The sequence below is a fragment of the Kingella pumchi genome (assembly GCF_022288825.1).
GTDB lineage: Bacteria > Pseudomonadota > Gammaproteobacteria > Burkholderiales > Neisseriaceae > Kingella_D > Kingella_D pumchi.
The window spans coordinates 2837-26973 of record NZ_JAKOOW010000018.1 but is presented as its reverse complement, the minus strand read 5'-3'; the positions used below and the strand labels follow the sequence as shown (position 1 = coordinate 26973).

The 24137-nt window shown below is 62.4% G+C and carries 22 protein-coding genes; 10 read left to right on the top strand and 12 right to left on the bottom strand.

Translation table 11 applies throughout. The annotated features are described in order from the left end of the window. Positions 1 to 80: 80 nt before the first annotated feature. From MB824_RS04435 to dnaX, 4 genes are all read right to left on the bottom strand, one after another. A complete protein-coding gene (locus MB824_RS04435; protein ID WP_238746318.1) occupies positions 81 to 1403 on the bottom strand; it encodes an MFS transporter in 1323 nt (440 codons plus the stop codon). Positions 1404 to 1458: 55 nt separating this feature from the next. Beyond that, positions 1459 to 2403: a class I SAM-dependent methyltransferase gene (locus MB824_RS04430; protein ID WP_238746317.1), complete on the bottom strand. Its 945-nt coding sequence runs from the start codon at positions 2401 to 2403 to the stop codon at positions 1459 to 1461. A gap of 64 nt (positions 2404 to 2467) precedes the next feature. Then, positions 2468 to 3469: an ADP-glyceromanno-heptose 6-epimerase gene (gene rfaD / locus MB824_RS04425; protein ID WP_238746316.1), complete on the bottom strand. Its 1002-nt coding sequence runs from the start codon at positions 3467 to 3469 to the stop codon at positions 2468 to 2470. 78 nt (positions 3470 to 3547) lie between these two features. Beyond that, positions 3548 to 5740: a DNA polymerase III subunit gamma/tau gene (gene dnaX, locus MB824_RS04420; protein ID WP_238746315.1), complete on the bottom strand. Its 2193-nt coding sequence runs from the start codon at positions 5738 to 5740 to the stop codon at positions 3548 to 3550. Between the two features lie 179 nt (positions 5741 to 5919). On the opposite strand from dnaX, the gene MB824_RS04415 reads away from it, so the two are divergent. The 4 genes from MB824_RS04415 (at position 5920) to MB824_RS04400 (ending at position 8988) form a co-directional block, all read left to right on the top strand. After that, positions 5920 to 6189, top strand: coding sequence for an HPr family phosphocarrier protein (locus MB824_RS04415; RefSeq protein WP_238746314.1), 270 nt, complete (start codon positions 5920 to 5922; stop codon positions 6187 to 6189). A gap of 1 nt (position 6190) precedes the next feature. Further along, the gene (gene ptsP / locus MB824_RS04410; RefSeq protein ID WP_238746313.1) at positions 6191 to 7939 is read left to right on the top strand and encodes a phosphoenolpyruvate--protein phosphotransferase; all 1749 of its coding nucleotides are present in this window, start codon (positions 6191 to 6193) and stop codon (positions 7937 to 7939) included. A gap of 159 nt (positions 7940 to 8098) precedes the next feature. Then, the gene (locus tag MB824_RS04405) at positions 8099 to 8728 is read left to right on the top strand and encodes a GDSL-type esterase/lipase family protein (RefSeq protein ID WP_238746312.1); all 630 of its coding nucleotides are present in this window, start codon (positions 8099 to 8101) and stop codon (positions 8726 to 8728) included. A 122-nt stretch (positions 8729 to 8850) separates the two neighbouring features. Continuing rightward, positions 8851 to 8988, top strand: a complete 138-nt coding sequence (locus MB824_RS04400; protein ID WP_238746310.1) for a hypothetical protein — start codon at positions 8851 to 8853, stop codon at positions 8986 to 8988. A 196-nt stretch (positions 8989 to 9184) separates the two neighbouring features. On the opposite strand, the gene MB824_RS04395 is transcribed toward MB824_RS04400, so the two are convergent. The 7 genes from MB824_RS04395 to MB824_RS04365 all read right to left on the bottom strand — a co-directional run bounded on the left by MB824_RS04395 (position 9185) and on the right by MB824_RS04365 (position 17209). Then, positions 9185 to 11344, bottom strand: a complete 2160-nt coding sequence (locus MB824_RS04395; protein WP_238746308.1) for a TonB-dependent siderophore receptor — start codon at positions 11342 to 11344, stop codon at positions 9185 to 9187. Between the two features lie 236 nt (positions 11345 to 11580). Next, a complete protein-coding gene (locus MB824_RS04390; RefSeq protein ID WP_238746307.1) occupies positions 11581 to 12321 on the bottom strand; it encodes a carbonic anhydrase in 741 nt (246 codons plus the stop codon). A gap of 312 nt (positions 12322 to 12633) precedes the next feature. After that, complete coding sequence (locus MB824_RS04385) at positions 12634 to 12915, bottom strand: septum formation initiator family protein (protein WP_238746306.1); 282 nt, start codon at positions 12913 to 12915, stop codon at positions 12634 to 12636. 63 nt (positions 12916 to 12978) lie between these two features. After that, positions 12979 to 14265 (bottom strand): phosphopyruvate hydratase, encoded by a 1287-nt coding sequence (gene eno / locus MB824_RS04380; protein WP_238746305.1) that lies wholly within the window; start codon positions 14263 to 14265, stop codon positions 12979 to 12981. Between the two features lie 94 nt (positions 14266 to 14359). Beyond that, positions 14360 to 14986: a phosphoribosylglycinamide formyltransferase gene (purN, locus tag MB824_RS04375; protein ID WP_238746304.1), complete on the bottom strand. Its 627-nt coding sequence runs from the start codon at positions 14984 to 14986 to the stop codon at positions 14360 to 14362. 89 nt (positions 14987 to 15075) lie between these two features. Then, positions 15076 to 16179, bottom strand: a complete 1104-nt coding sequence (gene aroC, locus MB824_RS04370; protein WP_238746303.1) for a chorismate synthase — start codon at positions 16177 to 16179, stop codon at positions 15076 to 15078. A gap of 70 nt (positions 16180 to 16249) precedes the next feature. Beyond that, complete coding sequence (locus MB824_RS04365; RefSeq protein WP_238746302.1) at positions 16250 to 17209, bottom strand: acetyl-CoA carboxylase carboxyltransferase subunit alpha; 960 nt, start codon at positions 17207 to 17209, stop codon at positions 16250 to 16252. Between the two features lie 318 nt (positions 17210 to 17527). Here MB824_RS04365 and murI point away from each other — a divergent pair, with 318 nt between their 5' ends. The 6 genes from murI to hemW all read left to right on the top strand — a co-directional run bounded on the left by murI (position 17528) and on the right by hemW (position 23008). Beyond that, a complete protein-coding gene (gene murI / locus MB824_RS04360; RefSeq protein ID WP_238746300.1) occupies positions 17528 to 18343 on the top strand; it encodes a glutamate racemase in 816 nt (271 codons plus the stop codon). Between the two features lie 69 nt (positions 18344 to 18412). Then, positions 18413 to 19084, top strand: coding sequence for a response regulator (locus tag MB824_RS04355; protein WP_238746298.1), 672 nt, complete (start codon positions 18413 to 18415; stop codon positions 19082 to 19084). Beyond that, a complete protein-coding gene (locus MB824_RS04350; RefSeq protein WP_238746296.1) occupies positions 19084 to 20406 on the top strand; it encodes a sensor histidine kinase in 1323 nt (440 codons plus the stop codon). The genes MB824_RS04355 and MB824_RS04350 overlap by 1 nt, the downstream gene beginning before the upstream one ends. 76 nt (positions 20407 to 20482) lie before the next feature. Further along, positions 20483 to 21415 (top strand): DnaJ C-terminal domain-containing protein, encoded by a 933-nt coding sequence (locus MB824_RS04345; RefSeq protein ID WP_238746294.1) that lies wholly within the window; start codon positions 20483 to 20485, stop codon positions 21413 to 21415. Positions 21416 to 21434: 19 nt separating this feature from the next. Then, positions 21435 to 21725 carry a chaperone modulator CbpM gene (locus tag MB824_RS04340; RefSeq protein ID WP_238746292.1) on the top strand — a complete coding sequence of 97 codons (291 nt, stop codon included), beginning with the start codon at positions 21435 to 21437 and terminating at the stop codon, positions 21723 to 21725. Positions 21726 to 21832: 107 nt separating this feature from the next. Beyond that, on the top strand, positions 21833 to 23008 hold the full coding sequence (gene hemW, locus MB824_RS04335; RefSeq protein WP_238746290.1) for a radical SAM family heme chaperone HemW: 1176 nt from the start codon (positions 21833 to 21835) through the stop codon (positions 23006 to 23008). A 75-nt stretch (positions 23009 to 23083) separates the two neighbouring features. On the opposite strand, the gene waaC is transcribed toward hemW, so the two are convergent. Continuing rightward, complete coding sequence (gene waaC, locus MB824_RS04330) at positions 23084 to 24046, bottom strand: lipopolysaccharide heptosyltransferase I (protein ID WP_238746288.1); 963 nt, start codon at positions 24044 to 24046, stop codon at positions 23084 to 23086. Positions 24047 to 24137: the final 91 nt, after the last annotated feature.

Here is a 24137-nt window from a genome sequence, read left to right as displayed (position 1 = left end):
CAGGCTGCTTTTGTCCAATCGTCCAGACGGGTTTTCAGGCTGCTTTTTTGGTTTGGGCAGGCAGCCTGAAAGCGGCGGTTTTATTTGGTTTCGGTCAGATCCACATCTTTGGTCTCGTGGGTGCTGATCAGCGCAACCAGCGTCAGCACGCAGTTGATGGCCAGATAGATGCCGACGCCGGCGATGCCGTAGTGTTCGTTCAGCTTGATGGCAACCAGGGTGGCGATCGAGGCGCCGATGATGGCGGAGAAGTTGTAGGCCAGCGAGGCGCCGGAGTAGCGCACTTCGGTAGGGAAGAGTTCGGGCAGCAGGGCGGCCATCGGGCCGAAGGTCAGCCCCATCAGCAGCATGCCGATCATCAGGAAGGCGAAAACGCTGGCAGGCGTGCCGTTGGTGAGAAACAGCGGCATCGCCAGCCCGAGCACGAGAATGGCGGCGGTTACCCAAATCAAAAAGCGGCGGCGGCCGATTTTGTCGGCGCGCACGCCGGAAAAGCTGATGGCGGCGCCGAACACTACGGCGGAAATCATCAGAAAGCCGGTAAAGGTGTTGGCCGGCAGCCCCAGCCCCTTCGGATGGCCGAAGGCGGAAAGTGTGGCGGGGGTTTTGAAATAGACTTGGGCGAAGGTGGTCATAATGTAAAACAGCACATAAGTCGCCACCATGATAAAGGTGCCCTGCAACACCGGCTTCCAATGGCGGGCGAACACTTCGCGCACCGGCGCGGCCTTGGTTTTGCCTTCGGCTTCGGCTTCGCGGTAAACATGGCTCTCGTGCATGCTCAGCCGCATCCACAGGCCGACGAACACCAGCACCAGCGAGGCGATAAAGGGAATGCGCCAGCCCCAGGCAACCATCTGCTCGTGGCCGATGGCGGCGCTGATGGCGAAGAACACGCCGTTGGCCATCAAAAGGCCGATGGGCGCGCCCAGCTGCGGGAAGGTGCCGAACCAGGCGCGTTTGCCTTCGGGCGCGTTTTCGGTGGCGACCAGCGCCGCGCCGCCCCATTCGCCGCCCAGCCCGATGCCCTGGCCGACGCGGCACAGGCACAGCAGCAGCGGTGCGGCGATGCCGATGTCGTTATAGTTGGGCAAGAGGCCGATGCCGACGGTGGACAGCCCCATGGTCAGCAGTGAGGCGACCAGGGTTTTTTTGCGCCCGATTTTGTCGCCGAAGTGGCCGAACAGCGCCGAGCCGATGGGGCGGGCGAAAAAGGCCAGTGCCAGCGTCGAAAGCGACAGGATGGTGGCGACTTGGGGATCGCTTTCGTCGAAAAACTGGGTGTTGAACACCAGCACCGCAGCGGCGGCGTAGATGTAGTAGTCGTAAAACTCGATGGCGGTGCCGACCATCGCGGCGATGGCGACTTTATAGGGATTGTTGCGTAAATGGTGTTCGCTCATGGCGGGTGTCCTGTGTGTGGGAGGAAAAAGCGGGTGGAAAGTGCGTTTGGCGTTTTCAGGCTGCCTGAAAACGCCAGCAGCGGTGGATTTTGCGGTTGCGGAAATCTTCGGGAACCGACTGGTGCGACAAATCGCTGATGCGGTAGCGCGCCGCCAGTGCATCGTCTAGGCGGAAGCTGTGCAGGTTGTTGGAAAAATACAGGGTGCCGCCGGCATCGAGCAGGCTCATGGCGCCGTCGATTAGGGCGGTATGGTCGCGCTGCACGTCGAGCACGCCGGCCATTTTTTTGCTGTTGGAAAAACTCGGCGGGTCGAGCACGATCAGATCGAAGCGCTTGTTTTGCGTTTGCGCGTCGCGCAGGTATTGGAAAACATCGGCGCGCACGGTGCGGTGGCGCTCGGCGTCGATGCCGTTGAGAGCGAAATTGCGCTGCGCCCATTCGAGATAGGTGTTGGATAAATCAACACTCTCGCTGGAAACCGCGCCGCCGGTGGCGGCATACACGGTAAAGCTGCCGGTATAGGCAAACAGGTTGAGAAAGCGCTTGCCTTCGGCTTCGGCGCCGACGCGGGCGCGGGTGTTGCGGTGGTCGAGAAACAGGCCGGTATCGAGATATTTGCCGAGATTAACCCAGAAGCGACGGCCGTTTTCCGCCACCGTGAAGTCTTCGCCGTCGCTGCCGGTTTTCTGGTACTGCTGCGTCCCTTTCTGGCGGGCGCGCTGTTTGAGAAACACCGCTTCGCGGTCAAAACCGCTGACAAAGGCAACGGCGTCAATCACATCGTCGAGCCAGCGGCGGTAGTCTGCCGGCGGCAGCTTCCAGCCGGTGTCGTATTCCTGCAGGTGGATGCGCTCGCCGTACACATCGACGGCAAACGGAAACTGCGGGATGTCGCGGTCATAAAGCCGCCAGGCTTCGATTTGGTTGCGGCGCGCCCATTTGATGAGGTGGCGGGCGTTTTTGCCCAAACGGTTGGCGAAGGCTTCGATATCGGTCATGTCGGGTTTCGGGAACGGGGTTTCAGGCAGCCTGAAAGGCGTTTTTCAGGCTGCCGCAGGGGTTTCAGGCTGCCGCCAGCAGGGTTTGCACATAGCGCGACACGCCTTCTTCCACGCTGTAGAAGCTGTCTTGGTAGCCGGCATCGCGCAGGCGCGAGATGTCGGCTTTGGTGTAGCTTTGGTATTTGCCTTTGAGCGCGTCGGGGAAGGGGGAGTAGCGGATCAGTTCTTCTTTGACCAGCTCGTCCAAACTCAAAGGCGGCTTGCCTTCGGCGGCGCGGCAGGCATTGACGGTGGCGGCGGCCAAATCGTTAAACGGCTGGCTGCGGCCGGTGCCGAGATTGAAAATGCCGGACTTTTCCGGATGGTCGAAGAAAAACAGATTCACTTTGACCACGTCTTCCACGCTGACGAAATCGCGGCTCTGCGCGCCGTCGGCATAGCCGTCCCAGCCGCCGAACAGGGTAACGTGGCCGAGTTTGCGGTACTGGTGGAAATGGTGGAAGGCTACCGAAGCCATGCGCTCTTTGTGCTGCTCGCGCGCGCCGTACACGTTGAAATAGCGAAAACCCGCCACCTGCGCGCTCAGGCCGGCGGCGCTGCGGCGGCGCACCACCTGGTCGAACAGGAATTTGGAGTAGCCGTACACATTGAGCGGGCTTTCGTATTCTCGCGCTTCGCTGAACACACCGCCGCCGCCGTACACCGCCGCGCTGGAGGCATAGAGAAACGGGATGCGCTCGTCCTGGCACCAGTCCAAGAGATCGAGGCTGTACTGGTAGTTGTTGTCCATCATATAGAGGCCGTCGTGGTTCATGGTGTCGGAGCAGGCGCCCTGATGGAAAACGGCGCGGATGTCGCGGTAGGGCAGGATGTGTTCGCGCACCTGGCGGATAAACTCGTGCTTGTCGAGATAATGCAGGATGTCGCAGTCGGCCAGATTGCGGAATTTTTCGGCGCGGCTGAGATTGTCCACCGCCACGATGTCGGTAATGCCGCGCTCATTCAGCGCTTTGACGATATTGCTGCCGATAAAGCCGGCGGCGCCGGTTACGATAATGGTCATGGCTTGCTTCCTTTTTACAGGGGGATGCGGATGCCGCAGGCAGCCTGAAAACGGCCGCAGCGGCTTTCAGGCTGCCGTTTAGGCGGGATGCTCGGCAAGCAGCGTCAGCGACTGCTCCTGCCATTTGGCGCCGAAGGTTTCTTGGATTTGGCGCAGCGTCGGGTCCTGCTCCAGCAGCGTGCGCGCCCGCTCGCGGTCTTCCGCCTTGCGGCGATCGGCATACATATCGGGCGTTTCCCAACCTTGGCCGTCCTGCCAGTCTTGGGTTTGGATGGCGAAATCCCGGCCGTAGGCTTGGGTGAGCGCGGCGGCGATGCGGTCGAAATACTCTTTTTTACGCACCACGGCATTGGCCTTGTCCTGCCGCAGCGACAGATGCAGCACGCCGTTTTCCAGCGCCACCCACGCCGTATGGCGCAGCAGCATCTGCGCCGCCGCCACCTGCGAGCCGATGCGCTCGGCAATCAGCGGCCAATTGGCAGCCGACAATTCGGGCATCGGCGCGGCGCTTTCAGGCTGCTTTTGTCCGGCAGTACCGGTGTTGTCGGCTTCGGGCATCCGAGCTGCATCGCCGGAAGCTGCATCAAGGCTTGGGGCAGCCTGAAAGCTGTTTTCAGGCTGCTTTGGTGCTTCGGCTTCGGTCGCGGCTTTTTTGCTGCGGCTTTTGCGTTTGGGCGGGGCTGCGGTCGCGGCGGTATCTTCGGCAGCCTGAACCGCATCGGCAGGGCTTTCAGGCTGCTTTGGAGTAGCGGCGGTCGCGGCGGGTTCGGAAATCTGCTCTTTGGGTTCGACGGATTCGGCGGCAGCCTGAACGGCGGCTTCGGCTGGTTCGACAACGGCGCTCTCGGCTTTCAGGCTGCTTTCGTCTGCCCACGGCGGGGTGTCGTCCTGATTGCCGGAAGTCTGAACGGGGTTTTCAGGTTGCTTTGCGCTTACGGCGTCCGCCTTGTGTTTTGCGGCAGCCTGAAAGTTTTGCCGCTGTTCGGCGGCTTCGGTGTTTGAAACAGCCTGCGCGGAGGTATCGGCATCAGCGGCAGCCTGAAAACCGTTTTCAGGCTGCTTAGTCTGTTCTGCGGCAGCCTGAACAGATGCTTGGGGGCTTTCAGGCTGCCCTGCGGCTGCGGCAGGCAGAGCAGGCGCGGTGCCGACGCCTTCGATACGGCTGCCGGCGGGCACGGCTTCGGCGGCGAAGGGGGCGAAGGCGAGCATGCGCAGCAGAGTCATCACGAAGCCGGCGTATTCGTCGGGCGCCAGCGGCAGGTCGCGGCGGCCGTGGAGCAGGCATTGGTAGTAAAGCTGGATTTGTTCGCCGCTGAACTGTTGGGCAAGGGCGGATAGGGTGGCGTGTTCGGGATCGCTGCTGTCGGCGGCCTGCGGTATGGTTTGCAATAGGGCGATTTGCTGCAGCAGGGCGGCCAGATCGTGCAGGGCGCCGTCGAAGCCGACGGCGTTGGCGGCCATCTGGCGGGCTTCGGCAATCATGGCGGCGCCGTCGCGCGCGGCCAGGGCATTGAGCAGGGTGTAAAGGTAGCGGCGGTCGGCGGCGCCGATCATTTGGCGCACGTCGGCTTCGCAAACGCTGCCGCTGCCCATGGCGATGGCTTGGTCGAGCAGGCTTAAGGCGTCGCGCATCGAGCCGTTGGCGGCACGGCCGATCAGGGCGAGCGAGGCTTGGTCGTAGGCGATCTGTTCGCTGTCGAGCACGCGGGCAAGGTGGCCGGACACCTGGGCGGGCGTCATATTGCGCAGCACGAACTGCAGGCAGCGGGAAAGGACGGTGATGGGGACTTTGTGCGGGTCGGTGGTGGCCAGGATGAATTTGACGTGGCCGGGCGGCTCTTCCAGCGTTTTGAGCATGGCGTTGAAGGCGCTTTTGGAGAGCATGTGCACTTCGTCGATGATATAGACTTTGTATTTGCCGGCGGTGGGGGCGTATTGGGCGTTTTCCAGCACTTCGCGGATGTTGTCGATGCCGGTGTTGGAGGCGGCGTCGATTTCGAGCAGATCGACAAAGCGGCCCTGGTCGATGGCGGTGCAGGAGGGGCATTGGCCGCAGGGTTCGCCGTGGGACGGTGTTTCGCAGTTGAGGCTTTTGGCGAGGATGCGGGCGATGGTGGTTTTGCCCACGCCGCGCGTGCCGGTGAGCAAATAGGCGTGGTGCAGGCGGCCTTTGTCGAGCGCGTTTTGCAGGGCTTTGACAACGTGTTCCTGGCCGACGAGATCGGCAAAGGTTTTCGGGCGCCACTTGCGGGCGAGAACTTGGTAGGACATGGCGGGTGCGGGTTTCAGGCAGCCTGAAAAAAGGCGCGTCGGTAAAAGGCGGGCATTTTAGCACGCCGCCGCGCTTCGCTATATAATCGGGCGCATCCGCCTTTCAGGCTGCCTGCGGCACCGCGCCGCGCAGGCAGCCTGAAAGCACAGTTCTCACCCGCAGACCAAAGGTAACGGCCATGCTCAAACAGGAAGTCGAAATCGTCAACAAACTCGGGCTGCACGCGCGCGCGTCGGCCAAGTTCACCCAAACTGCCGGCCGTTTTGCCGCCGAAGTGTGGGTCAGCCGCAAGGGCAAGCGGGTAAACGGCAAAAGCATTATGGGGCTGATGATGCTGGCGGCGGCGCAGGGCAGTACCATCGAAATCGAAACCGACGGCGCCGACGAAGCGCAGGCGATGGCCGAACTGACCGCGCTGGTGGCCGATTTCTTCGGCGAAGGAGAATAAGGTGATTGTGCTGCACGGTTATGCCGCAGGCGGCGGGATCGCCATCGGCCGCGCCCATCTGGTGCGGCGCGGGGTGGCCGAAGTGCCGCAGCTCGATTTGCCGCCCGAGGCGCTGGCGGCCGAGGCCGAGCGTTACGAAGCCGCGGTCAAAACCACCCGCCGCCAGCTCGAGCAGCTGCGCAGCGCCATTCCCGAAAACGCCCCCACCGAGCTGGGCGCCTTTATCTCGCTGCACCTGATGCTGCTGGCCGACGTTACCCTGTCGCGCGAGCCGGTGGACATTCTGTTCGAGCGCCAGATCAACGCCGAATGGGCGCTGAGCATCCAAACCGAGCGCTTAAGCCGCCAGTTTGACGACATCGGCGACGAATACCTGCGCACCCGCAAGCAGGATATGCTGCAGGTGGTCGAGCGCATCCAGAAAAACCTGGCCGGCCAGAGCACCGAAATCAATCTCGATGCCAATCTGCTGGACGACACCATTCTGATCGCCCACGACCTTTCCCCCGCCGATACCGTTTATTTCAAAGACCAGCGCATCGAAGGCTTCGTAACCGACGCCGGCGGCGCCACCAGCCACACCGCCATACTCGGCCGCAGCCTGAACATTCCGTCGGTAATCGGTTTGGGCAACGCCCGTGCGCTGATCAGCGAACACGAATGGGTGGTGGTGGACGGCATCACCGGCACCCTGATTATCGAGCCCGACGAAATCGTGCTCGCCGAATACCGCCGTCTGCTGCGCGAATACAAAAGCCGCCAGCGCCAGCTCAACAAACTCAAAAACACCGCCGCCACTACGCTCGACGGCGAAGAGATCGAACTCTTGGCCAATATCGAAAGCGCCGGCGAAGTCAAAAACCTGCTCAAGCTCGGCGCCGACGGCGTCGGCCTGCTGCGCAGCGAGTTTCTCTATCTCAACCGCGACAACCTGCCCGACGAAGACGAGCTGTTTCACGCCTACGCCGAAACCGTTAAAAAACTCAAAGGCAAAGAATGCACCATCCGCACCGTCGATTTGGGCGTGGATAAAAACCCGCGCTGGTTCGGCGGCCACGGCACGCCCAACGCCGCCGCCAACCCCGCGCTGGGGCTGACCGGTATCCGTCTGTGCCACGCCGAGCCGGTGATGTTCCGCACCCAGATGCGCGCCATTTTGCGCGCCGCCGTGTTCGGCAAAATCAAAATGATGTGGCCGATGATTTCCAGCCTGTCCGAGCTCAAACAAAGCCTGATCCACCTGGACACCGCCCGCCGCCAGCTCACCGAGCGCGGCGAAGCCTTCGGCGACATCGAAGTCGGCTGCATGATCGAAATCCCGTCCGCCGCACTCACCGTGTCCAGCCTGCTCAAATATCTCGACTTCGTATCCATCGGCACCAACGATCTGATCCAATACACCCTGTCGGTCGATCGCGGCGACGATGCCGTCGCCTATCTCTACCAGCCCGCCCACCCCGCCGTGGTGCGCCTGCTCGCCCACATCATCCGCACCGCCAACCGCATGGGCAAGCCGGTATCCGTGTGCGGCGAAATGGCCGGCGACCCGCGCTACACCCGATTGCTGCTCGGTCTCGGCCTGCGCCGTTTTTCCATGAACAGCAGCAACCTGCTGGCGGTGAAAGACGTGGTGCTGCACAGCCGCATCGCCGATCTCGAGCACGACATCCTGCGCCTGACCCGCAACGAAGACCCCGATAAAACCGACGCCCTACTGAAAAAACTCAATCTGCAGGACGAAGAAAGCTGAACATCCCGCCGGCGTTACGAAAAAGCAGCCTGAAAGCGCAAAACGGGCTTTCAGGCTGCTTTTTTCAGGCTGCAGGCAGCCTGAAAACGCCGCTTATTCCGGTTCGGACAGCGCCCAAGCATTTTTTCGGCGCAGCCGGATAACTGTGAAAGGAAACCCATGACCACCGACCGCCGCCATTTTCTGTTCGGCACCGCCGCCCTGCTGCTGGCCGCCTGCGCCCGCGGCGCCAAACACAGCGCCCTGCCGCGCGGCGCAACGGTGCTGGCGCTCGGCGACTCGCTGACCTACGGCTACGGCGCGCCGCCCGAAGCCGCCTATCCGCGCAAGCTGTCAGAACTGACCGGCTGGCAGTTGGTCAACGGCGGCGTGTCCGGCGACACTTCGCAGCAGGCGCTGGCGCGGCTGCCGGCGCTGATGAAGCAGTCGCCCAAGCTGGTGCTGCTGGGCATCGGCGGCAACGATTTTCTGCGCCGCGTTGCCGAAGCCGAAACCCGCCGCCACATCGGCAGCACCATCGCCGCCGTGCAGGCCGCCGGCGTGCCGCTGGTGCTGATTGCCGAGCCGCAGCCCAGTCTCGGTGCGCTGGTCGGCAGCCTGTCGGACCATCCGCTGTACGCCGATTTGGCCGGCGAATACCGCGTGCCGCTGTTTGCCGGCGGCTGGGCAGACATTCTCAGCGACGCCGGTTTAAGATCCGACGCCATCCACGCCAACGCGCGCGGCTACGCCCTGTTTGCCGAGCGGCTGGCGGCCTTTCTGAAAAAACAGGGTTTCTGGCGCGGCTGAGTCCGCGGCAAAAAGCAGCCTGAAAGCGGTGGTGGCGGCTTTCAGGCTGCTTTTTGCCCTGGCCGGCAGCCTGAAATATAATCCGCGCTTTGCAACCGTCCTTCAAACAGAAAGGAAACAATATGAACACACTGAAAAAACTGGCCGTACTGGCATTGGCCGCCGCTACCCTTGCCGCCTGTGCCGCGCAGGGTTCGCAGGCACAAAACGAGGTGTACGGCGAAATCAAAGGCGGCGTGGAAACTTCGGTAAACCACTAAGCCAAATACTGCGCCGGCATCGGCACGCAAAGGCAGCCTGAAAACTTTCAGGCTGCCTTTGCTTTGTGCCGCACGGCTTGGGATGCAGTTCCCGCAGATAGATTCAAACAGATGCGGTGGTGCGGATGCAAAAAAGCAGCCTGTGTAGCGTAGCGGAGTTGCGAAGCTAAAAGTTTTCAGGCTGCTTTTTTGCCGTTTAGAAGCGGTATTTGAATCCCAGCACCGCATTGCGCCCTTCGCCGTAGGCAAGGAAGGTGGAAAGGGTGCGGTAACGGGTGTTGAAGAGATTGTTGATATTGAGCGTAACTTCGGCGTTTTTGTTGATGCGGTAGGCGGCCATCAGGTCAACCAGGGTGTAGGCTTTCTGGGTGGCAGACTTGCGGGCGCGTTCGAGCGAGGGAGCGTCGTTTTCGTCGGCCAGCGCGCTTTTGTTGATGTTGCTGGTTTTGCTCTGCCAGCGCAGGCTGCCGCCGAGGGTGAGACGCTCGTTCAAATCATAGGTGGTGGCGAGTTTGATTTGGTGGCGCGGCAGGTCGGCTTCGTAGGAGTCTTCGCCGCCTTTGCGGTTTTGCACGGTGTAGCCTGCGCTGACGAACCAGTTGTCGTTAATGCGGCCGGCGGCTTCGGTTTCAAAGCCGCGTGTGCGGATGTTGTCTTCGGAAACGTAGTAGTCGCCGCTTTCCACGTATTTGGGCATGCCGTTTTTGCGGGTGTCAAAGAGGGCGGCGGAGACGTTGAGGCGTTGGTCGAAAAATTCGCCTTTGAGGCCGATTTCGATGTTGCGGCCGGTGGTGGGTTTGAGGAAGCGTCCGTCTTGGCCTTTGTCGAACACGGGCTCGAAGGAGGTGCCGTAGCTGGTGTAGGCGGAGAGTTGGTCGGTGAGGTCGTACACCGCGCCGATGTAGGGGGTGGCTTTGCTGCGGCTTACTTTTTCGTTTGTGCCTGCGACGTGTTCGGCTTTTTGCATGGTGATGCGGCTGTAGCGCGCGCCGCCGATCAGGGCGAGGCGCTCGGTGGGGCGGAAGCGGGTGGCGAAGTAGCCGCCGAACTGGCGGGCACGGATGTCGTCGTCGGCGGTGTATTCCGCGTCGGGTACGGGGTTGGCCGGGCGCAGGCTGCGGTTATTTAGAAAGTCGTGCAGGCCGAAGGCGTTGTCGTAACGGGCAAAGCGGCTGGGGGCGCGGTTTTTGGTGTTGAAGCCGCTGATGCCGAACAGGATGTCGTGTTTGCGGCCGAGAAGGTTGTATTTGCCGTCCACCGAGGCGGCGAAGCTGTGGGTGGTGCTTTTTTCGCTCGAATCGGTTTCGAGCAGGTCGATTTGGCGGGTGTCGTGGTCGGTTTTCATCGCCGCGTAGCCTTGGCGGTCGTGTATGGTGTTGCGCGTCCAGTTGTATTCGAGCTTGGTTTTCCAGTCGGGCGAAAAGCGGTGGCGTACTTCGGCGAACACGTTGCGGCTGCTGTATTTGTAGGATGTGCCTTTGGGCGAATTGTTGGCGTGGCGGCTGATTTCGTTTTTCAGCGGGTAGCCTTCGCTGTCGTAGGCGGTGGGCAGGAAGATGGGGGTGTCGGTTTCGCGGCGGTTTTGCAGCTGGGTGCCGACGGAGAGGGTGGTGGCGGGGGCGGCATCCCATTCGGCCACGGCATAGAGGCTGCTGTTGCGCATTTTTGCGTCTTCAATCATGTAGCCGCTACGCTCGTGCCCCGCCACGATGCGAGCGCGCAGGCTGCCCTCGGCGTTCAGGCTGCCTGAAACGTCGCCGTTCACGCCCCAACGGCTGTGGTTGCCGATTTCGGTGCTGATTTCGGCTTTGAAGTCTTTGGTGGGACGTTTGCGCACGAGGCTCACTTGTGCGGAGGGATCGCCCGTGCCGCCCAAGAGGGCGGACGCGCCGCGCAGCACTTCCACGCGGTCGAGCGCGCGGGTATCCACGCCGCCCCAGCCTGTCCACGAGTCTTTGCTGAAACCGGAGCTGCGGTAGGGCACGCCGTCCATCTGGAAGTTTTTCACTTCCATGCCGCGCGAGTGCAGCCCGGCATAGCGGTCGCTGCCGCCGCTGCCGCTTTTCACGGTGACGCCGTTGGTCTGCTCCATCACTTTGCGCAGGCTGTCGAGTTTCCAGTCTTCCATCTGTTTGGAGGTGGTTACGCTCACGCTTTGCGGCGTTTCGCGCAGGGTCATGCCGATGCCCAGCGGCGCATATGTGCCGTCGGTGGAATAGCCTTGGTTGAGCGATTCGGGGCGCGAGCCGGTTACCTTGACGGTTTCGAGTTCGGTCGCGTCCTGGCCGAAAGCAAACAGCGGCACCAGCGCCAGGGCAATCAGAGTAGGACGGCTGCGGGGGCGGAGGATTTTCATGGAGATTCCTTGTGTTGGGTTTGGGAAGCGGGACAATCATCCGATAATTCGGTTGATAATATAAGAAGCGATTGCGATTATACTTTTTGTGGCGGATTTTGCTAAGTTTTGTTTGGAATGTTTTGTTTTTTGCTTTTCAGGCTGCTTTTGACTGACAGGCAGCCTGAAAAAGCGGCAGACAAAAAACCGCCGGAAGCCAGGGGCTCCGGCGGCCGGATGCCGCGTTAAGCGGCGCTTTATTCCTCGACCACAATCCGCGCGTTCAGCGGCTGCACGGGGCGGTTGTTGTCGTGGCCGATCATAGCGCGCATGGCTTCAAGCTGCGCTTTGCTGGCGCTAACCGGATGTTTGAAAACAATCCAGTTCACGCCCTCGCTGCAGGGTGGGGTGGTCAGCGAACCGTTGAGCCGGTAGTGCTTCTGCCCGCGCGGGAACATCGGCATGATGTCGAGTTTGTCGGCCAGCTCGGCTTTTTCGCCGGCTTTGAGCGGCTGCGCCAGCAGCGGTTTGAGCGCGGGGTTTTCTTTGCCCTCGACAAACATCACGCCCAGCACCGCCAATTCGCCGCTGTCGGACTGGTGGACGAAATGCGCTTCCATCGGGAAGTATTTGCCGTCGAAAGTGTGCTCGCTGGGGGTGTGGAAGTGAAACTGCTTAAAGGTGAAGGTCTTGCCGCCGAGCTTCAGCGACTGGTTGGCTTCGGCGGGTGTGGCCTGGATGGTGTGGCCGTTGTTTTCCACGCTGTAGTTCATCGGACCGTAACGAAAGGCGGTGCGGTTGACCGCGGTGGCCGAACCGGCGGCCAAATCCACCGGCGACTGGTTTTTTCCGCTCTGGCAGGTGGCGTAGGCTGGGCTCAGATTGCCCCAGTGTTCGGGGCCGTCGTCGCCGGTGTAGGACCAGCCCGAATGGGCGGCAGCAGCGGTGGAAAGGGAAGCGGCGCACAGTGCGGCCAGCAGGGACAGACGCAGTTTCATTAAAGCTCCTTTGCGGTTGCGGGGTTGGAAAACGGCGATTATGCGGACGGCCGTTATGTTGCGCCACCGCTAAACCGCAGGTGGGAGCCGTTTTGTTTGATGCCGCGCAAACATCTTGCAAATAAAACGCATTTTGCTTTCGTTTTAGGCGTTTTGGGCAACAAAAACCGCAATCAAAGCGTTGCATAATGCCGACATTAACGCAGATTCTGCTGTTGAAACTGCAACGAAAAAGCAGCCTGAAAAGCGCAAGGGCTTTTCAGGCTGCTTTGGGTTGTTTGCCGTTGGCACGCGGCTGCTGCGGGCGGGTGTTTATGGCTCTTCGCCGTGGCTTAAGTCGTAGTAGATTTCGCCGTCGCGGATGTAGCCCAGCTGGAAGCGGGCCAGCTCGGTTACGGCTTCGTAGCCGTTTTTCAGGTCTTCGACTTCGGCGCGCAGGATGTTGTTGTTGATGCGCGCGCCTTCGTTGCGGCTGGCAAAATCGGCGGCTTGGGCGCTGGCTTCGGCGTATTGGGCGCGCAGGCCGCCGGGTTTCCAGATTTGAAAATGCAGGCCGCCGAGAATGGCCAGCAGGATGAAGGTAATGTATTTCACGGTGTGCCTTTCGTTTTCAGGCTGCCTGAAAAAACCGCAGGTTCAGGCAGCCTGAAAAAACAGTTACGCTTTGAGTTGGTAGAAGGCTTCGCGGCCGGGGTAGTAGGCGACATCGCCCAGCTCTTCTTCGATGCGCAGAAGCTGGTTGTATTTGGCCATGCGGTCGGAGCGCGAGAGCGAGCCGGTTTTGATCTGCATGCAGTTGGTGGCCACGGCCAGATCGGCGATGGTGGAATCTTCGGTTTCGCCCGAGCGGTGGCTCATTACGCTGGCGTAGCGGTGGCGCTTGGCCAGATCGACGGCCTGCAGGGTTTCGCTCAGGGTGCCGATTTGGTTCACTTTTACCAAGAGGGCATTGGCGATGCCGTCTTTGATGCCTTCGGCCAGGATGGCGGGGTTGGTAACGAATAAATCGTCGCCCACCAGCTGCACTTTGCCGCCGAGTTTGGCGGTGAGCAGCTTCCAGCCGTCGCGGTCGTTCTCGTCCATGCCGTCTTCGATGGAAACGATGGGGAATTTTTCCACCAAGTCGGCCAGGTAGTCGGCAAATTCTGCGCTGGAGAGCGCCAGACCTTCGGCGGACAGGTGATATTTGCCGTCGCGGTAGAACTCGCTGGAGGCGCAGTCGAGCGCGAATACCACGTCTTCGCCGACGGTGTAGCCGGCTGCGGCTACCGCTTCCTGAATCAGCTCCAGCGCTTCCTGGTGGCTGCCGAGATTGGGGGCGAAGCCGCCTTCGTCGCCGACGGTGGTGGGGAAGCCTTTACCGTCGCACAGTTTTTTCAGCGCGTGGAAGACTTCGGCGCCGCAGCGCAGCGCTTCGCGGAAGGACTGGGCGCCAACGGGCATAATCATAAATTCCTGGATGTCCAGGCTGTTGTTGGCGTGTTCGCCGCCGTTGATGACGTTCATCATCGGTACCGGCATCGCCATCGGGCCGGCGCCACCCAAGTAGCGGTAGAGCGGCAGGCCGGCGTCTTCGGCGGCGGCGCGGGCAACGGCCAGCGATACCGCCAGCGTGGCGTTGGCGCCGAGACGGCCTTTGTTGTCGGTGCCGTCCAGATCGAGCAGGATGCGGTCGATATAGCCCTGCTCGGAAGCGTCGATGCCGATCAGCGCCTGGGCGATTTCGTTATTGATGTTTTCAACGGCTTTGAGCACGCCTTTGCCCAGATAGCGGGCAGCATCACCGTCGCGCAGCTCCAGCGCTTCGCGCGAGCCGGTGGAAGCGCCGCTGGGTACGGCGGCGCGACCCATCACGCCGCTTTCCAGCAGCACGTCGCATTCTACGGTGGGGTTGCCGCGCGAATCGAGAATTTCGCGGGCGAAAATGTCGGTAATGGCACTCATCGGTAGCTCCTGAACGGGATAGGCAAAAAAACGGCGGGATTATAGCGGATACCGCCGCCGAATCATACGGCGTGGCGGGCTTTTTCAGCGGGATTCAGTTTTCCAGCCGGCTGCCGGCTTCGGCTTGGGCGCGGCCGAGCACGCGGCGGCCGTCGGTTTTCAGGCTGCCTGCCAGAAAATCGGCCACCGCCTGCGGCAAAATGCGGTGTTCGGCTGCCAGCACGCGCGCGGCAAGGGTGTCTTCGTTGTCGCCATCCAAAACCGGCACCGCCGCCTGGGCGATAATCGGGCCGCTGTCGAGCTCGGCGGTGGCGAAGTGGACAGTGCAGCCGGCCAGCCGGCAGCCTTCTTCGATGGCGCGGCGGTGGGTGTGCAGGCCGGGGAAGGACGGCAGCAGCGAGGGATGGATATTGATCAGGTGGCCGGCGTAATGCGCGCAAAATTCGGGAGTCAGGATGCGCATAAAGCCCGCCAGCAATACCAGATCGGGCCGGTGGCGGTCGATTTCGGCGATCATCGCGCGATCGAACGCGGCGCGGTCGGCATAGTCGCGGTGGTTCAGCGCGGCGGTGGCGATGCCCTGTTGCGCCGCCCACGCCAGGCCGGCGGCGTCGCTTTTGTTGGACAGCACCAGCGCAACGCGGGCATCGGGAATGCGGGCTTCAACCACCGCCTGCATATTGCTGCCGCGGCCGGAAATCAGGATAACGATGTTTTTCATGGGATTTAAAGTTTAAAAGCAGCCTGAAAAGCCAAAACGGCAAAAGGCAGCCTGAAAGCCGGATTCGGGCTTTTCAGGCTGCCTATGGTTTAGGGACTGGGCGCGCGTTCGATATCAGGGGTGAACACTTCGACATCGGCGTTTTGCGCGCGCTGGCGCAGGGCGTGGTCGATCAGCACCAGCGCCAGCATCGCTTCGGCAATCGGCGCAGCGCGCAGGCCGACGCAGGGGTCGTGGCGGCCGTGGGTGGCGATGCTTACCGGCTCGCCCTGGATGTCGATGCTGCGGCGCGGGGTGGCGATGGAGCTGGTGGGCTTGACGGCAAAATCGGCGCGGATGGTCTGGCCGGTGGAAATGCCGCCGAGTATGCCGCCGGCGTGGTTGCTGGCAAAGCCCTGCGGCGTGAGTTCGTCGCCGTGCACGCTGCCGCGCTGGGCAACGGCGTCGAAACCGTCGCCGATGGCAACGGCTTTCACGGCGTTGATGCTCATCAGCGCGTGGGCGATGTCGGCGTCCAGGCGGTCGAACACCGGCTCGCCCCAGCCCACTGGCACCTGCCGCGCTTCGATGTGCAGGCGGGCGCCGACCGAATCGAGCGATTTGCGCACGCTGTCCATATAGTCTTCCAATTCGGCGATCTGGCTGCGGTTGGCGGCGAAAAAGGGGTTCTGGCCGATAAATTCTTCGCCCTCGAAAGTGATGGCTTTTTCGCCCACCTGCGTAACCCAGCAGACGATTTCGGTGCCGAAGCGCTCGCGCAGCCATTTTTTGGCAACGGCGCCGGCGGCCACGCGGGCGGCGGTTTCGCGGGCGGAACTTCTGCCGCCGCCGCGGTAGTCGCGGATGCCGTATTTGTGCCAGTAGCTGTAGTCGGCATGGCCGGGGCGGAACTGCTCGGCGATGGCGCCGTAGTCTTTGCTGCGCTGGTCGGTGTTGCGGATCAGCAGGGCGATGGGGGTGCCGGTGGTTTTGCCCTCGAAGACGCCGGAAAGGATTTCCACGCGGTCGGCCTCGCGGCGCTGGGTAACGTGGCGGCTGGTGCCGGGTTTGCGGCGGTCGAGATCGGGCTGGATGTCGTCTGCGCTAAGCGCCAAGCCGGGCGGGCAGCCGTCGATGATGCAGCCGATGGCTTCGCCGTGGCTTTCGCCGAAAGTGGTGATGCGGAACAGTTGTCCGAAGGAATTGCCTGCCATAGGGTAAACGCCAAACAAAAAGAAAAACGGCAAAGGCAGCCTGAAAAACGTTTTCAGGCTGCCTTCGGGTTTATTTATTCAGAAATTCGCCGTAGGCCATGATGCGGCCGAATCGGCGCTCGAGCAAATCGGAGAGCGGCATCGCCTGCGCCTGCGAGAGCTGCTCGGCCACCACTTCTTTGACGCGGCGGGCGGTTTCGGCGTGGTCGCGGTGGGCGCCGCCCAGCGGCTCTTCGATGACGCGGTCGATCAGATTGAGCTTGAACAGCCGATCGGCGGTGATGCCCAGCGCGGCGGCGGCATCGGCGGCCTTTTCGGCGGTTTTCCACAGAATCGACGCGCAGCCTTCGGGCGAAATCACCGAATAGGTGGAGTATTGCAGCATGTTGACATAATCGCCGACGGCAATCGCCAGTGCGCCGCCGGAGCCGCCCTCGCCGATAATGGTGCAGATCACCGGCACTTTGAGCTTGGTCAGCTCGTACAGGTTGCGGCCGATGGCTTCGGACTGGTTGCGCTCTTCGGCGCCGATGCCGGGGTAGGCGCCGGGGGTATCGACGAAAGTGAGCACCGGCAGGCCGAATTTTTCGGCAGTCTGCATCAGACGCAGGGCTTTGCGGTAGCCCTCGGGGCGCGGCATGCCGAAGTTGCGGCGGATTTTTTCTTTGGTGTCGCGGCCTTTCTGGTGGCCGATCACAACAACGCTCTGGCCGTCAAACCGCGCCAAGCCGCCAACAATAGCGTGGTCGTCGGCAAAATGACGATCGCCGTGCAGCTCTTGGAAGTCGGTGCACAGCGCGGCGATGTAGTCGAAGGTATAGGGGCGCTGCGGGTGGCGCGAAACCTGCGAGACCTGCGCGGGCGTGAGTTTGCTGAAAATGGATTTGGCCAAATCGCGGCTTTTTTTCTGCAAACGGGCGATTTCGTCGGAAATATCGACCGCCGAATCGTCCTGCACCAGGCGCAGTTCTTCGATTTTTTTTGTCAGTTCGGCAATCGGTTGTTCAAAGTCGAGAAAAACGGGTTTCATTATGGCTCCATCGGGCGGCGCGGCGGCCGCCGGTGCGGGTGAAAATGCGGCGCGATTTTACTGCTTTTTTCATGCGGAGGGCTAAAAAACGCCGCCGCCGGGTTTTCAGGCTGCCGGATGCGGGTTTAGAGCAATCACGCAAGGGGCGCATGATACGCTATCGGCGCTGTTTTGGCACGGCATTTAGCCGCCGCGCCGCTGCCCGCAAGCAGCCTGAAAACGCCCGCGCCGCCGCTTTCAGGCTGCCTGCATGGAACAGCCCGCCGCCTTTGCGCTAGAATGGCGCCTTTCTTTTTTCAGGCTGCTTGAAGATACAAAATGGATAGCAACAGCAACCAGTCGCGCCCGATCGGCGTGTTTGATTCCGGCGTCGGCGGTTTGACCGTGGTGCGTGCGCTGATGGAGCGGCTGCCGATGGAAAACATCGTTTATTTCGGCGACACCGCCCGCGTGCCCTACGGCATGAAGTCGCGCAGCACCATCGAAACCTTTACCGCGCAAATCGTCGATTTTTTGCTCAGCCAAGACGTTAAAGCGCTGGTGATTGCCTGCAACACCATTGCCGCGGTGGCCGGCCACAAAGTGCGGCAGGCGGCGGGCAATATGCCGGTGCTCGACGTGATTGCCGCCGGCGCCGAAGCCGCGCTCGCCACCACGCGCAACGGCCACATCGGCGTGATCGCCACCGCCACCACGGTAAACAGCAACGCCTACGCCCGCGCCATCCACAGCCGCCACCCCGACGCCCGCGTGCAGTCGCAGTCCTGCCCGCTGCTGGTGCCGCTGGTGGAAGAAGGCTGGCTCGGCCACGAAGTAACGCGGCTGACGGTGCGCGAGTATCTCAAACCGCTGTTGGCCGAGCGCATCGACACGCTGGTTTTGGGCTGCACCCACTATCCGCTGCTCAAGCCGCTGCTGAGGCAGGAAGCGCAGGAAGTCGAGCTGGTCGATTCCGCGCTCACCACCGCCGAAGCCGCCGCCCGCGCACTGGCTGATGCCGGCCTGCTCAACAGCGCCAATCCCGCGCCCGACTACCGTTTTTACGTTTCCGACATCCCGCTGCGTTTCCGTACCATCGGCGAGCGCTTTCTCGGCCGCAGCATGGACCAGATCGAAATGATGCCGCTGGGCTGAACCCCGTTTCAGGCTGCCTGCAAGCTTAAGGCTGTCAGGCAGCCTGAAAACCACATGAAGGACAAAACAATGCGTATTTTGCTCGCCGAAGACGACGACATGATTGCCGAAGCGCTGACAGGCAGCCTGAAAGATGCCGGCTATGCCGCCGATCGCGTTGCCGACGGCATCGCCGCCGACAGCGCCCTGCGCGCGCAGCAATACGATCTGCTGCTGCTGGATTTGGGGCTGCCGCGCCGCGACGGGCTGGACGTGCTGGCGAAAATCCGCGGCAGCGGCAACAGCCTGCCGGTGCTGATACTCACCGCCCGCGACGATATCGGCAGCCGGCTGGCCGGACTTGACGGCGGCGCCGACGACTATCTGGTCAAACCCTTCGACACCGCCGAACTGCTGGCACGCATCCGCGCCCTGCTGCGCCGTCGCGGCGGCCACGCCAGCGCCCTGCTGAGCAACGGCGCCATCACCCTTGACCCCGCCACCCGCAGCGTGAGCGTGGCCGGGCAGCCTGAAACCATCATCCTGAGCAATAAGGAATTTGCCCTGCTGCAGGCGCTGATGCTGCGGCCGGGCATGATTTTTTCCCGCGCCGATTTGGAAGACAAACTCTACGGCTGGGGCGAAGAAGTCGAAAGCAACGCCGTTGATTTCCTGATTCACGGCCTGCGCAAGAAAATCGGCAAAGAGCACATCAAAAACGTGCGCGGCGCCGGCTGGCTGGTGCCCAAAGAGGGCGCGTGATGACGATTGTCCGCCGCTTGCTGCCGTCCGCCTTTCTGCATTCGTTGCAGTTGCGCCTGTCGGGCGCGCTGATTGTGCTGGCACTGGTAACCGCCGCCCTTGCCGGCATCGCCGCCTTTTACCGCAGCTACCGCGCCAGCTACGAAGTGCAGGACGAAACCCTGCGCCAGATTGCCGCCTACATCTCGCCCACCGCCGTGGTGCCGCACCATGCCGGCGGCGGCGATGACGATATGCGCATTTTCGTTCAAACCGAGCGCACCCCGCCCGATCTCAAGCACTATCTGCCGCTGCCGGCTGACAGCGGCGAAGGCTTTCACGATGTCCGCCACGACGGCGACAGCTACCGCGTGTATGTGAAGCACGGCATCGGCGGGCGCGTGGTAGTGTTTCAGGAAACCGAATACCGCGAAGAGCAGGCCTTTGCCGCCGCCCAAAGCAGCGCCGTGCCGCTGCTGCTGCTGGCGCTGCTGACCGGCGTGCTGGTGGTTTTCATCGTCCGCCGCACCCTACGCCCGCTGCGCGAATTGGGCGATAGCCTGCAAAAACGCCGCGACGACGACACCGCCGCGCTCGACACCCGCGATCTGCCCGCCGAAGTGCAGGGCTTCGTGCTGGCGGTAAACCGCATGCTGGAAAAAATCGACGCCGCCATGCGCCAGCAGCAGCGCTTTATCGCCGATGCCGCCCACGAAATGCGCAGCCCGCTCACCGCCCTGTCGCTGCAGGCCGAGCGCCTGGCCGCCCACGAATTGGACGATGCCGCCCGCGCTCAGCTTGAAAACGTCCAGCAGGCCATCCGCCGCCACCGCCACCTGCTCGAACAATTACTGTCGCTGGCGCGTGCCCAGTCGCTGCAAAGCGGCGATTGCGGCATCAGCGATATGCAGACCGTTTTCGCCCGCGTGCTGGCCGACGTGCTGCCGCTGGCCGAAGCCAAAGGGCAGGACATCGGCATCACCGCCGCCGCCGGCCGCATCCAAGCCGACGAAACCGATCTCTATTTACTGGTCAAAACCCTGGCCGACAACGCCGTGCGCTACACCCCCGAGGGCGGGCGCATCGACCTTGCCGCCGGCGAAGAAGCGCACGAAATCCTGATTGCCGTTGAAGACAGCGGCGCCGGCATCCCGGCCGCCGAGCGCAATCGTGTGTTCGACCCCTTCTACCGCGTGCTCGGCAGTGGCGAACAAGGCAGCGGCCTGGGGCTGGCCATCGCCCAAACCCTGACCCGCCGCTACCACGGCAGCATCCGCCTGTGCGACCGTCGCGACGGCCAAAGCGGCCTGCGCGTAGAAGTGCGGCTGCCCAAAGCAGCCTGAAAACCGTTTTTGCCACCGCTTTTGTTTTTTTTCAGGCTGCCTGAAAAAACAAAAGCACACTCCAAAGGAGCAGACTATGCCCGAAGCCACCCATTACCAAGTGCTCGGCGTCGCCCCCGATGCCGATGCCGCTGAAATCAAAAAGGCCTACCGCAAACTGGTGCGCCGCTACCACCCCGACGTCAGCAAAGAGCCCGATGCCGCCGAGAAAACCGTGGCCGTCAATCTCGCTTACGAAACCCTGTCCGATCCCGAGCGCCGCGCCGCCTACGACGAAGAACTCGCCCGCCCGCAGGGCGCGTCCCACGGCAATCCCTTCGCCGGCGGGCAGCCTGAAAACGGCTTTGCCTACCGCTACGGCGGTTTCGGCGGCGAGCCCTTTGATGCCGGCGACTTCCATTTTGAAGATTTGTTTACCGCCTTCCGCCAACAGCAGCAGGCGCAGGCGCGCGAGCCACAGCGCGGCGAAGACCAGCACGCCGAACTGGCGGTGGACATCTACGCCGCCTACACCGGCGCCGAACGCAGCCTGAAACTCAACGTACCGTCTTTCGACGACTACGGCCGCCCCGTCTATCAGGAAAAAACGCTCAACGTCAAAATCCCCAAAGGCATCGGCGAAGGCCAGCAGATCCGTTTGAGCGGCCAGGGGCTGCCCGGCCGCAACGGCGCGCCGGCGGGCGACCTTTACCTGAAAATCCGCTTTCACGAGCGCCCCGATCTGTATGTGAAAGACAAAAAAGACGTTTACCAAACCATCGACGTCATGCCCTGGCAGGCGGTGCTGGGCGGCAAAATCACCGTTGCCACCGCCGGCGGGCGGCTGCAGGTTTCGCTGCCGGAAAACTGCCAAAGCGGCAAAACCATCCGCTTAAAAGGCAAAGGCATTCCCGCCCGCGAAGCCGGCGATTTGTATCTCAAACTGCGCATCACCGTGCCCGACATCCGCAATGAGGCCGACCGCGCCGCCTGGCAGCAGCTGGCCGAACACTTTGCCGATCAGGCCTGATTGAACGAAAGGACACCCCATGAACCCGGATACCGACATCACCTTAAGTTTCGAACAGATACTCAGCGCCACCGGCCGCAGCCGCGAATGGCTGCTGGAATTGGTGGAAGAAGAAATCGTCAGCGTCGGCGGCGCGCCCGAAGAAGCGCGCTACAGCGGCTACCAGTTCGCCCGCATCCGCCGCGCCCACCGCATCTGCCGCGATTTCGACGCCGGCATGCCCGCGCTCGCCCTGATTATGCGCCTGCTCGACGAAGTGGAAGAGCTGCGCAAATCCAGCCCCGTATTGTCGCTGATCGGCGAAGAATAGCCGCTCCCCGCAGGCAGCCTGAAAGCCGCAATGCTTTTCAGGCTGCCTTTGCCGTTTTCGGCCGCCGCCGCTATATAATGGCGGCCTTTTTTTGCCGTCCGACTGCCATGCACATCCGTTTCAACCGGCCTGCCGCCTTAAGCGCGCTGCCGCCGCTGTCGCTGTATATCCATATTCCGTGGTGCATCCAAAAATGCCCCTATTGCGACTTCAATTCCCACCGCATCAAAACCACGCTCGACGAGGGTGCCTATATCGACGCGCTGCTGGCCGATCTGCAGCTCGAATTGCCCAATATTTGGGGACGGCCGGTGGAAACTGTGTTTATCGGCGGCGGCACGCCCAGCGTGTTTCAGGCTGCTTCCATCGACCGCCTGCTCAGCGGCGTGCGCTCGCTGGTGCGGCTGAACCCGCAGGCGGAAATCACGCTGGAGGCCAATCCCGGCACCTTCGAGCGCGAGAAATTCCGCGGTTTCCGCGATGCCGGCGTCAATCGGCTGTCAATCGGCGTGCAGAGTTTCGACGACGCCAAACTCAAGGCGCTCGGCCGCATCCATCAGGGCGGCGAAGCCCGTCGCGCCATCGACGAAGCGCTGCTGCTGTTTGAGCGCGTCAATGTCGATCTGATGTACGCGCTGCCCGGCCAGAGCGTTGATGAAGCGCGGCGGGACGTGCAAACCGCCATTGCCGCCGGCGTCAGCCATCTGAGCGCCTATCATCTGACCATGGAGCCGAACACCGTGTTCGGCCGCACGCCGCCGCGCGATCTGCCTGACGACGATGCCGCGCTCGATATCGAAGACGCCGTCCACGCCGAGCTGGCCGCTGCCGGCTTTGCGCGCTACGAAACCAGCGCCTTTGCCAAGCAGCCCGCCCAGCGCGCCGCGCACAATCTGAATTACTGGCAGTTTGGCGACTACGTCGGCATCGGCGCCGGCGCCCACGGCAAGATTTCCTACCACAGCCACATCGAGCGCACCGTGCGCCGCCGCCATCCCAACGACTATCTGGCCGCCATGCGCCAAAATCCGGCGGACACCGTCGAGCGCCGGCCGATTGCCGATAGCGATCTGGCCTTTGAATTTATGATGAACGCCCTGCGCCTGACCGACGGCGTCCCCGCCGCGCTGCTGCCCGAGCGCACCGGCGTGCTCACGTCTGCCGTCGCCTCCGCGGTGAAAAAAGCGCAGGATTTGGGGCTGCTCGACGCCGACCCGCTCGCTTTTCGCCCCACCGAACGCGGCCGCCGCTTTCTCAACGATTTGCTGCAATGCTTTATGTGAGCGCCCGCCGCCAGCAAAAAAGCAGCCTGAAAACCGTTCATCCGGTTTTCAGGCTGCTTTTTTAATGTTTGCCTTTCAGGCTGCCTGCATCACCCGCTCCACCGCCAGCAGCGCTTCATCGGCATCCGGGCATTGGCCGATGCCGCCGAGGCTGAGGGCGCGGGGCGAGGGCTGGACGCCGGTTTTGTGCGGGTCGCTGTCGGTATAGATGCCGACCAGCGGCCGCTCGAGAGCGTCGGCCAGATGCAGAAGGCCGGTATCGACGCCGATGACCGCTTGCGCGCCCTGCAGCATAAAGGCAGCCTGAAGCAGGTTCAAAGGCGGGCAGACAACGGCAAAGGGCAGATCGGCGGCCATCGCTTCGGCGCGCGCCTTTTCCGCAGGGCTGCCCCAGGGCAGCAGCACCGGCAGACGGTAGCGGCGGTGCAGCTCGGTGAGCAGCGCCGCCCAGTTTGGCTGCGGCCACAGTTTGCTGTCGCGGCTGGTGGCGTGCAGGGCGGCGAAATAGCGCGGCGGCAGACCGTTCAGGCTGCCGGCGGCGGGAACTTCGACGCCGAAGTCGGCCGCGCCGTCGAAGGTGTAGCCGAAGGCCTGGGCAAACAGGGTGCGGTTGCGCCACACGGCATCGCGCCCTTTTTCCACCGGATAGCGGCACCGGTAGAAGCGCGCGGCAAGCGGCTCGCGGGCGCTGGCGGCGTCCAAGCCGGTAACCGGCACGCCGGAGAGCCGCGCCGCCCACGCGCTTTTAAGCAGGCCTTGGGCATCGAGCACGCAGTCGTAGCCTTCGGCGCGCAGGCTGCTTTTCAGGCTGCCGATCTGCCGCCACACATCGGCGTCCCACCAGCGTTTGCGCCACTGCCGCAGCCGCAGGGTATGGATGCGGCGCACAAAAGGGTGCAGGCGGGCGATGTCGGCAAACGAGGCTTCGCACAGCCAATGCAGTTCGGCCTGCGGCAGATGGCGCGCCAAATCGGTAAGGGCAGGCAGGGTGTGGATCAGATCGCCCATGCTGGACAGGCGGACGAGCAGGATTTTCATGCGGTGTCTTTTCGGTTGCTTGGCGGCAAAGGGCGCGATTATATAGCGAATGCGCGTGCCGCCTGCAGCGCTTTCGGGCGCAGGTACACTA

What these genes read in the sequence shown, in the direction of transcription:
- MB824_RS04435 (WP_238746318.1), bottom strand. Translation starts at nt 1,403, where the DNA reads ATGAGCGAACACCATTTACGCAACAATCCCTATAAAGTCGCCATCGCC.
- MB824_RS04430 (WP_238746317.1), bottom strand. Translation starts at nt 2,403, where the DNA reads ATGACCGATATCGAAGCCTTCGCCAACCGTTTGGGCAAAAACGCCCGC.
- rfaD (WP_238746316.1), bottom strand. Translation starts at nt 3,469, where the DNA reads ATGACCATTATCGTAACCGGCGCCGCCGGCTTTATCGGCAGCAATATC.
- dnaX (WP_238746315.1), bottom strand. Translation starts at nt 5,740, where the DNA reads ATGTCCTACCAAGTTCTCGCCCGCAAGTGGCGCCCGAAAACCTTTGCC.
- MB824_RS04415 (WP_238746314.1), top strand. Translation starts at nt 5,920, where the DNA reads ATGCTCAAACAGGAAGTCGAAATCGTCAACAAACTCGGGCTGCACGCG.
- MB824_RS04405 (WP_238746312.1), top strand. Translation starts at nt 8,099, where the DNA reads ATGACCACCGACCGCCGCCATTTTCTGTTCGGCACCGCCGCCCTGCTG.
- MB824_RS04400 (WP_238746310.1), top strand. Translation starts at nt 8,851, where the DNA reads ATGAACACACTGAAAAAACTGGCCGTACTGGCATTGGCCGCCGCTACC.
- MB824_RS04395 (WP_238746308.1), bottom strand. Translation starts at nt 11,344, where the DNA reads ATGAAAATCCTCCGCCCCCGCAGCCGTCCTACTCTGATTGCCCTGGCG.
- MB824_RS04390 (WP_238746307.1), bottom strand. Translation starts at nt 12,321, where the DNA reads ATGAAACTGCGTCTGTCCCTGCTGGCCGCACTGTGCGCCGCTTCCCTT.
- eno (WP_238746305.1), bottom strand. Translation starts at nt 14,265, where the DNA reads ATGAGTGCCATTACCGACATTTTCGCCCGCGAAATTCTCGATTCGCGC.
- purN (WP_238746304.1), bottom strand. Translation starts at nt 14,986, where the DNA reads ATGAAAAACATCGTTATCCTGATTTCCGGCCGCGGCAGCAATATGCAG.
- aroC (WP_238746303.1), bottom strand. Translation starts at nt 16,179, where the DNA reads ATGGCAGGCAATTCCTTCGGACAACTGTTCCGCATCACCACTTTCGGC.
- MB824_RS04365 (WP_238746302.1), bottom strand. Translation starts at nt 17,209, where the DNA reads ATGAAACCCGTTTTTCTCGACTTTGAACAACCGATTGCCGAACTGACA.
- murI (WP_238746300.1), top strand. Translation starts at nt 17,528, where the DNA reads ATGGATAGCAACAGCAACCAGTCGCGCCCGATCGGCGTGTTTGATTCC.
- MB824_RS04355 (WP_238746298.1), top strand. Translation starts at nt 18,413, where the DNA reads ATGCGTATTTTGCTCGCCGAAGACGACGACATGATTGCCGAAGCGCTG.
- MB824_RS04350 (WP_238746296.1), top strand. Translation starts at nt 19,084, where the DNA reads ATGACGATTGTCCGCCGCTTGCTGCCGTCCGCCTTTCTGCATTCGTTG.
- MB824_RS04345 (WP_238746294.1), top strand. Translation starts at nt 20,483, where the DNA reads ATGCCCGAAGCCACCCATTACCAAGTGCTCGGCGTCGCCCCCGATGCC.
- MB824_RS04340 (WP_238746292.1), top strand. Translation starts at nt 21,435, where the DNA reads ATGAACCCGGATACCGACATCACCTTAAGTTTCGAACAGATACTCAGC.
- hemW (WP_238746290.1), top strand. Translation starts at nt 21,833, where the DNA reads ATGCACATCCGTTTCAACCGGCCTGCCGCCTTAAGCGCGCTGCCGCCG.
- waaC (WP_238746288.1), bottom strand. Translation starts at nt 24,046, where the DNA reads ATGAAAATCCTGCTCGTCCGCCTGTCCAGCATGGGCGATCTGATCCAC.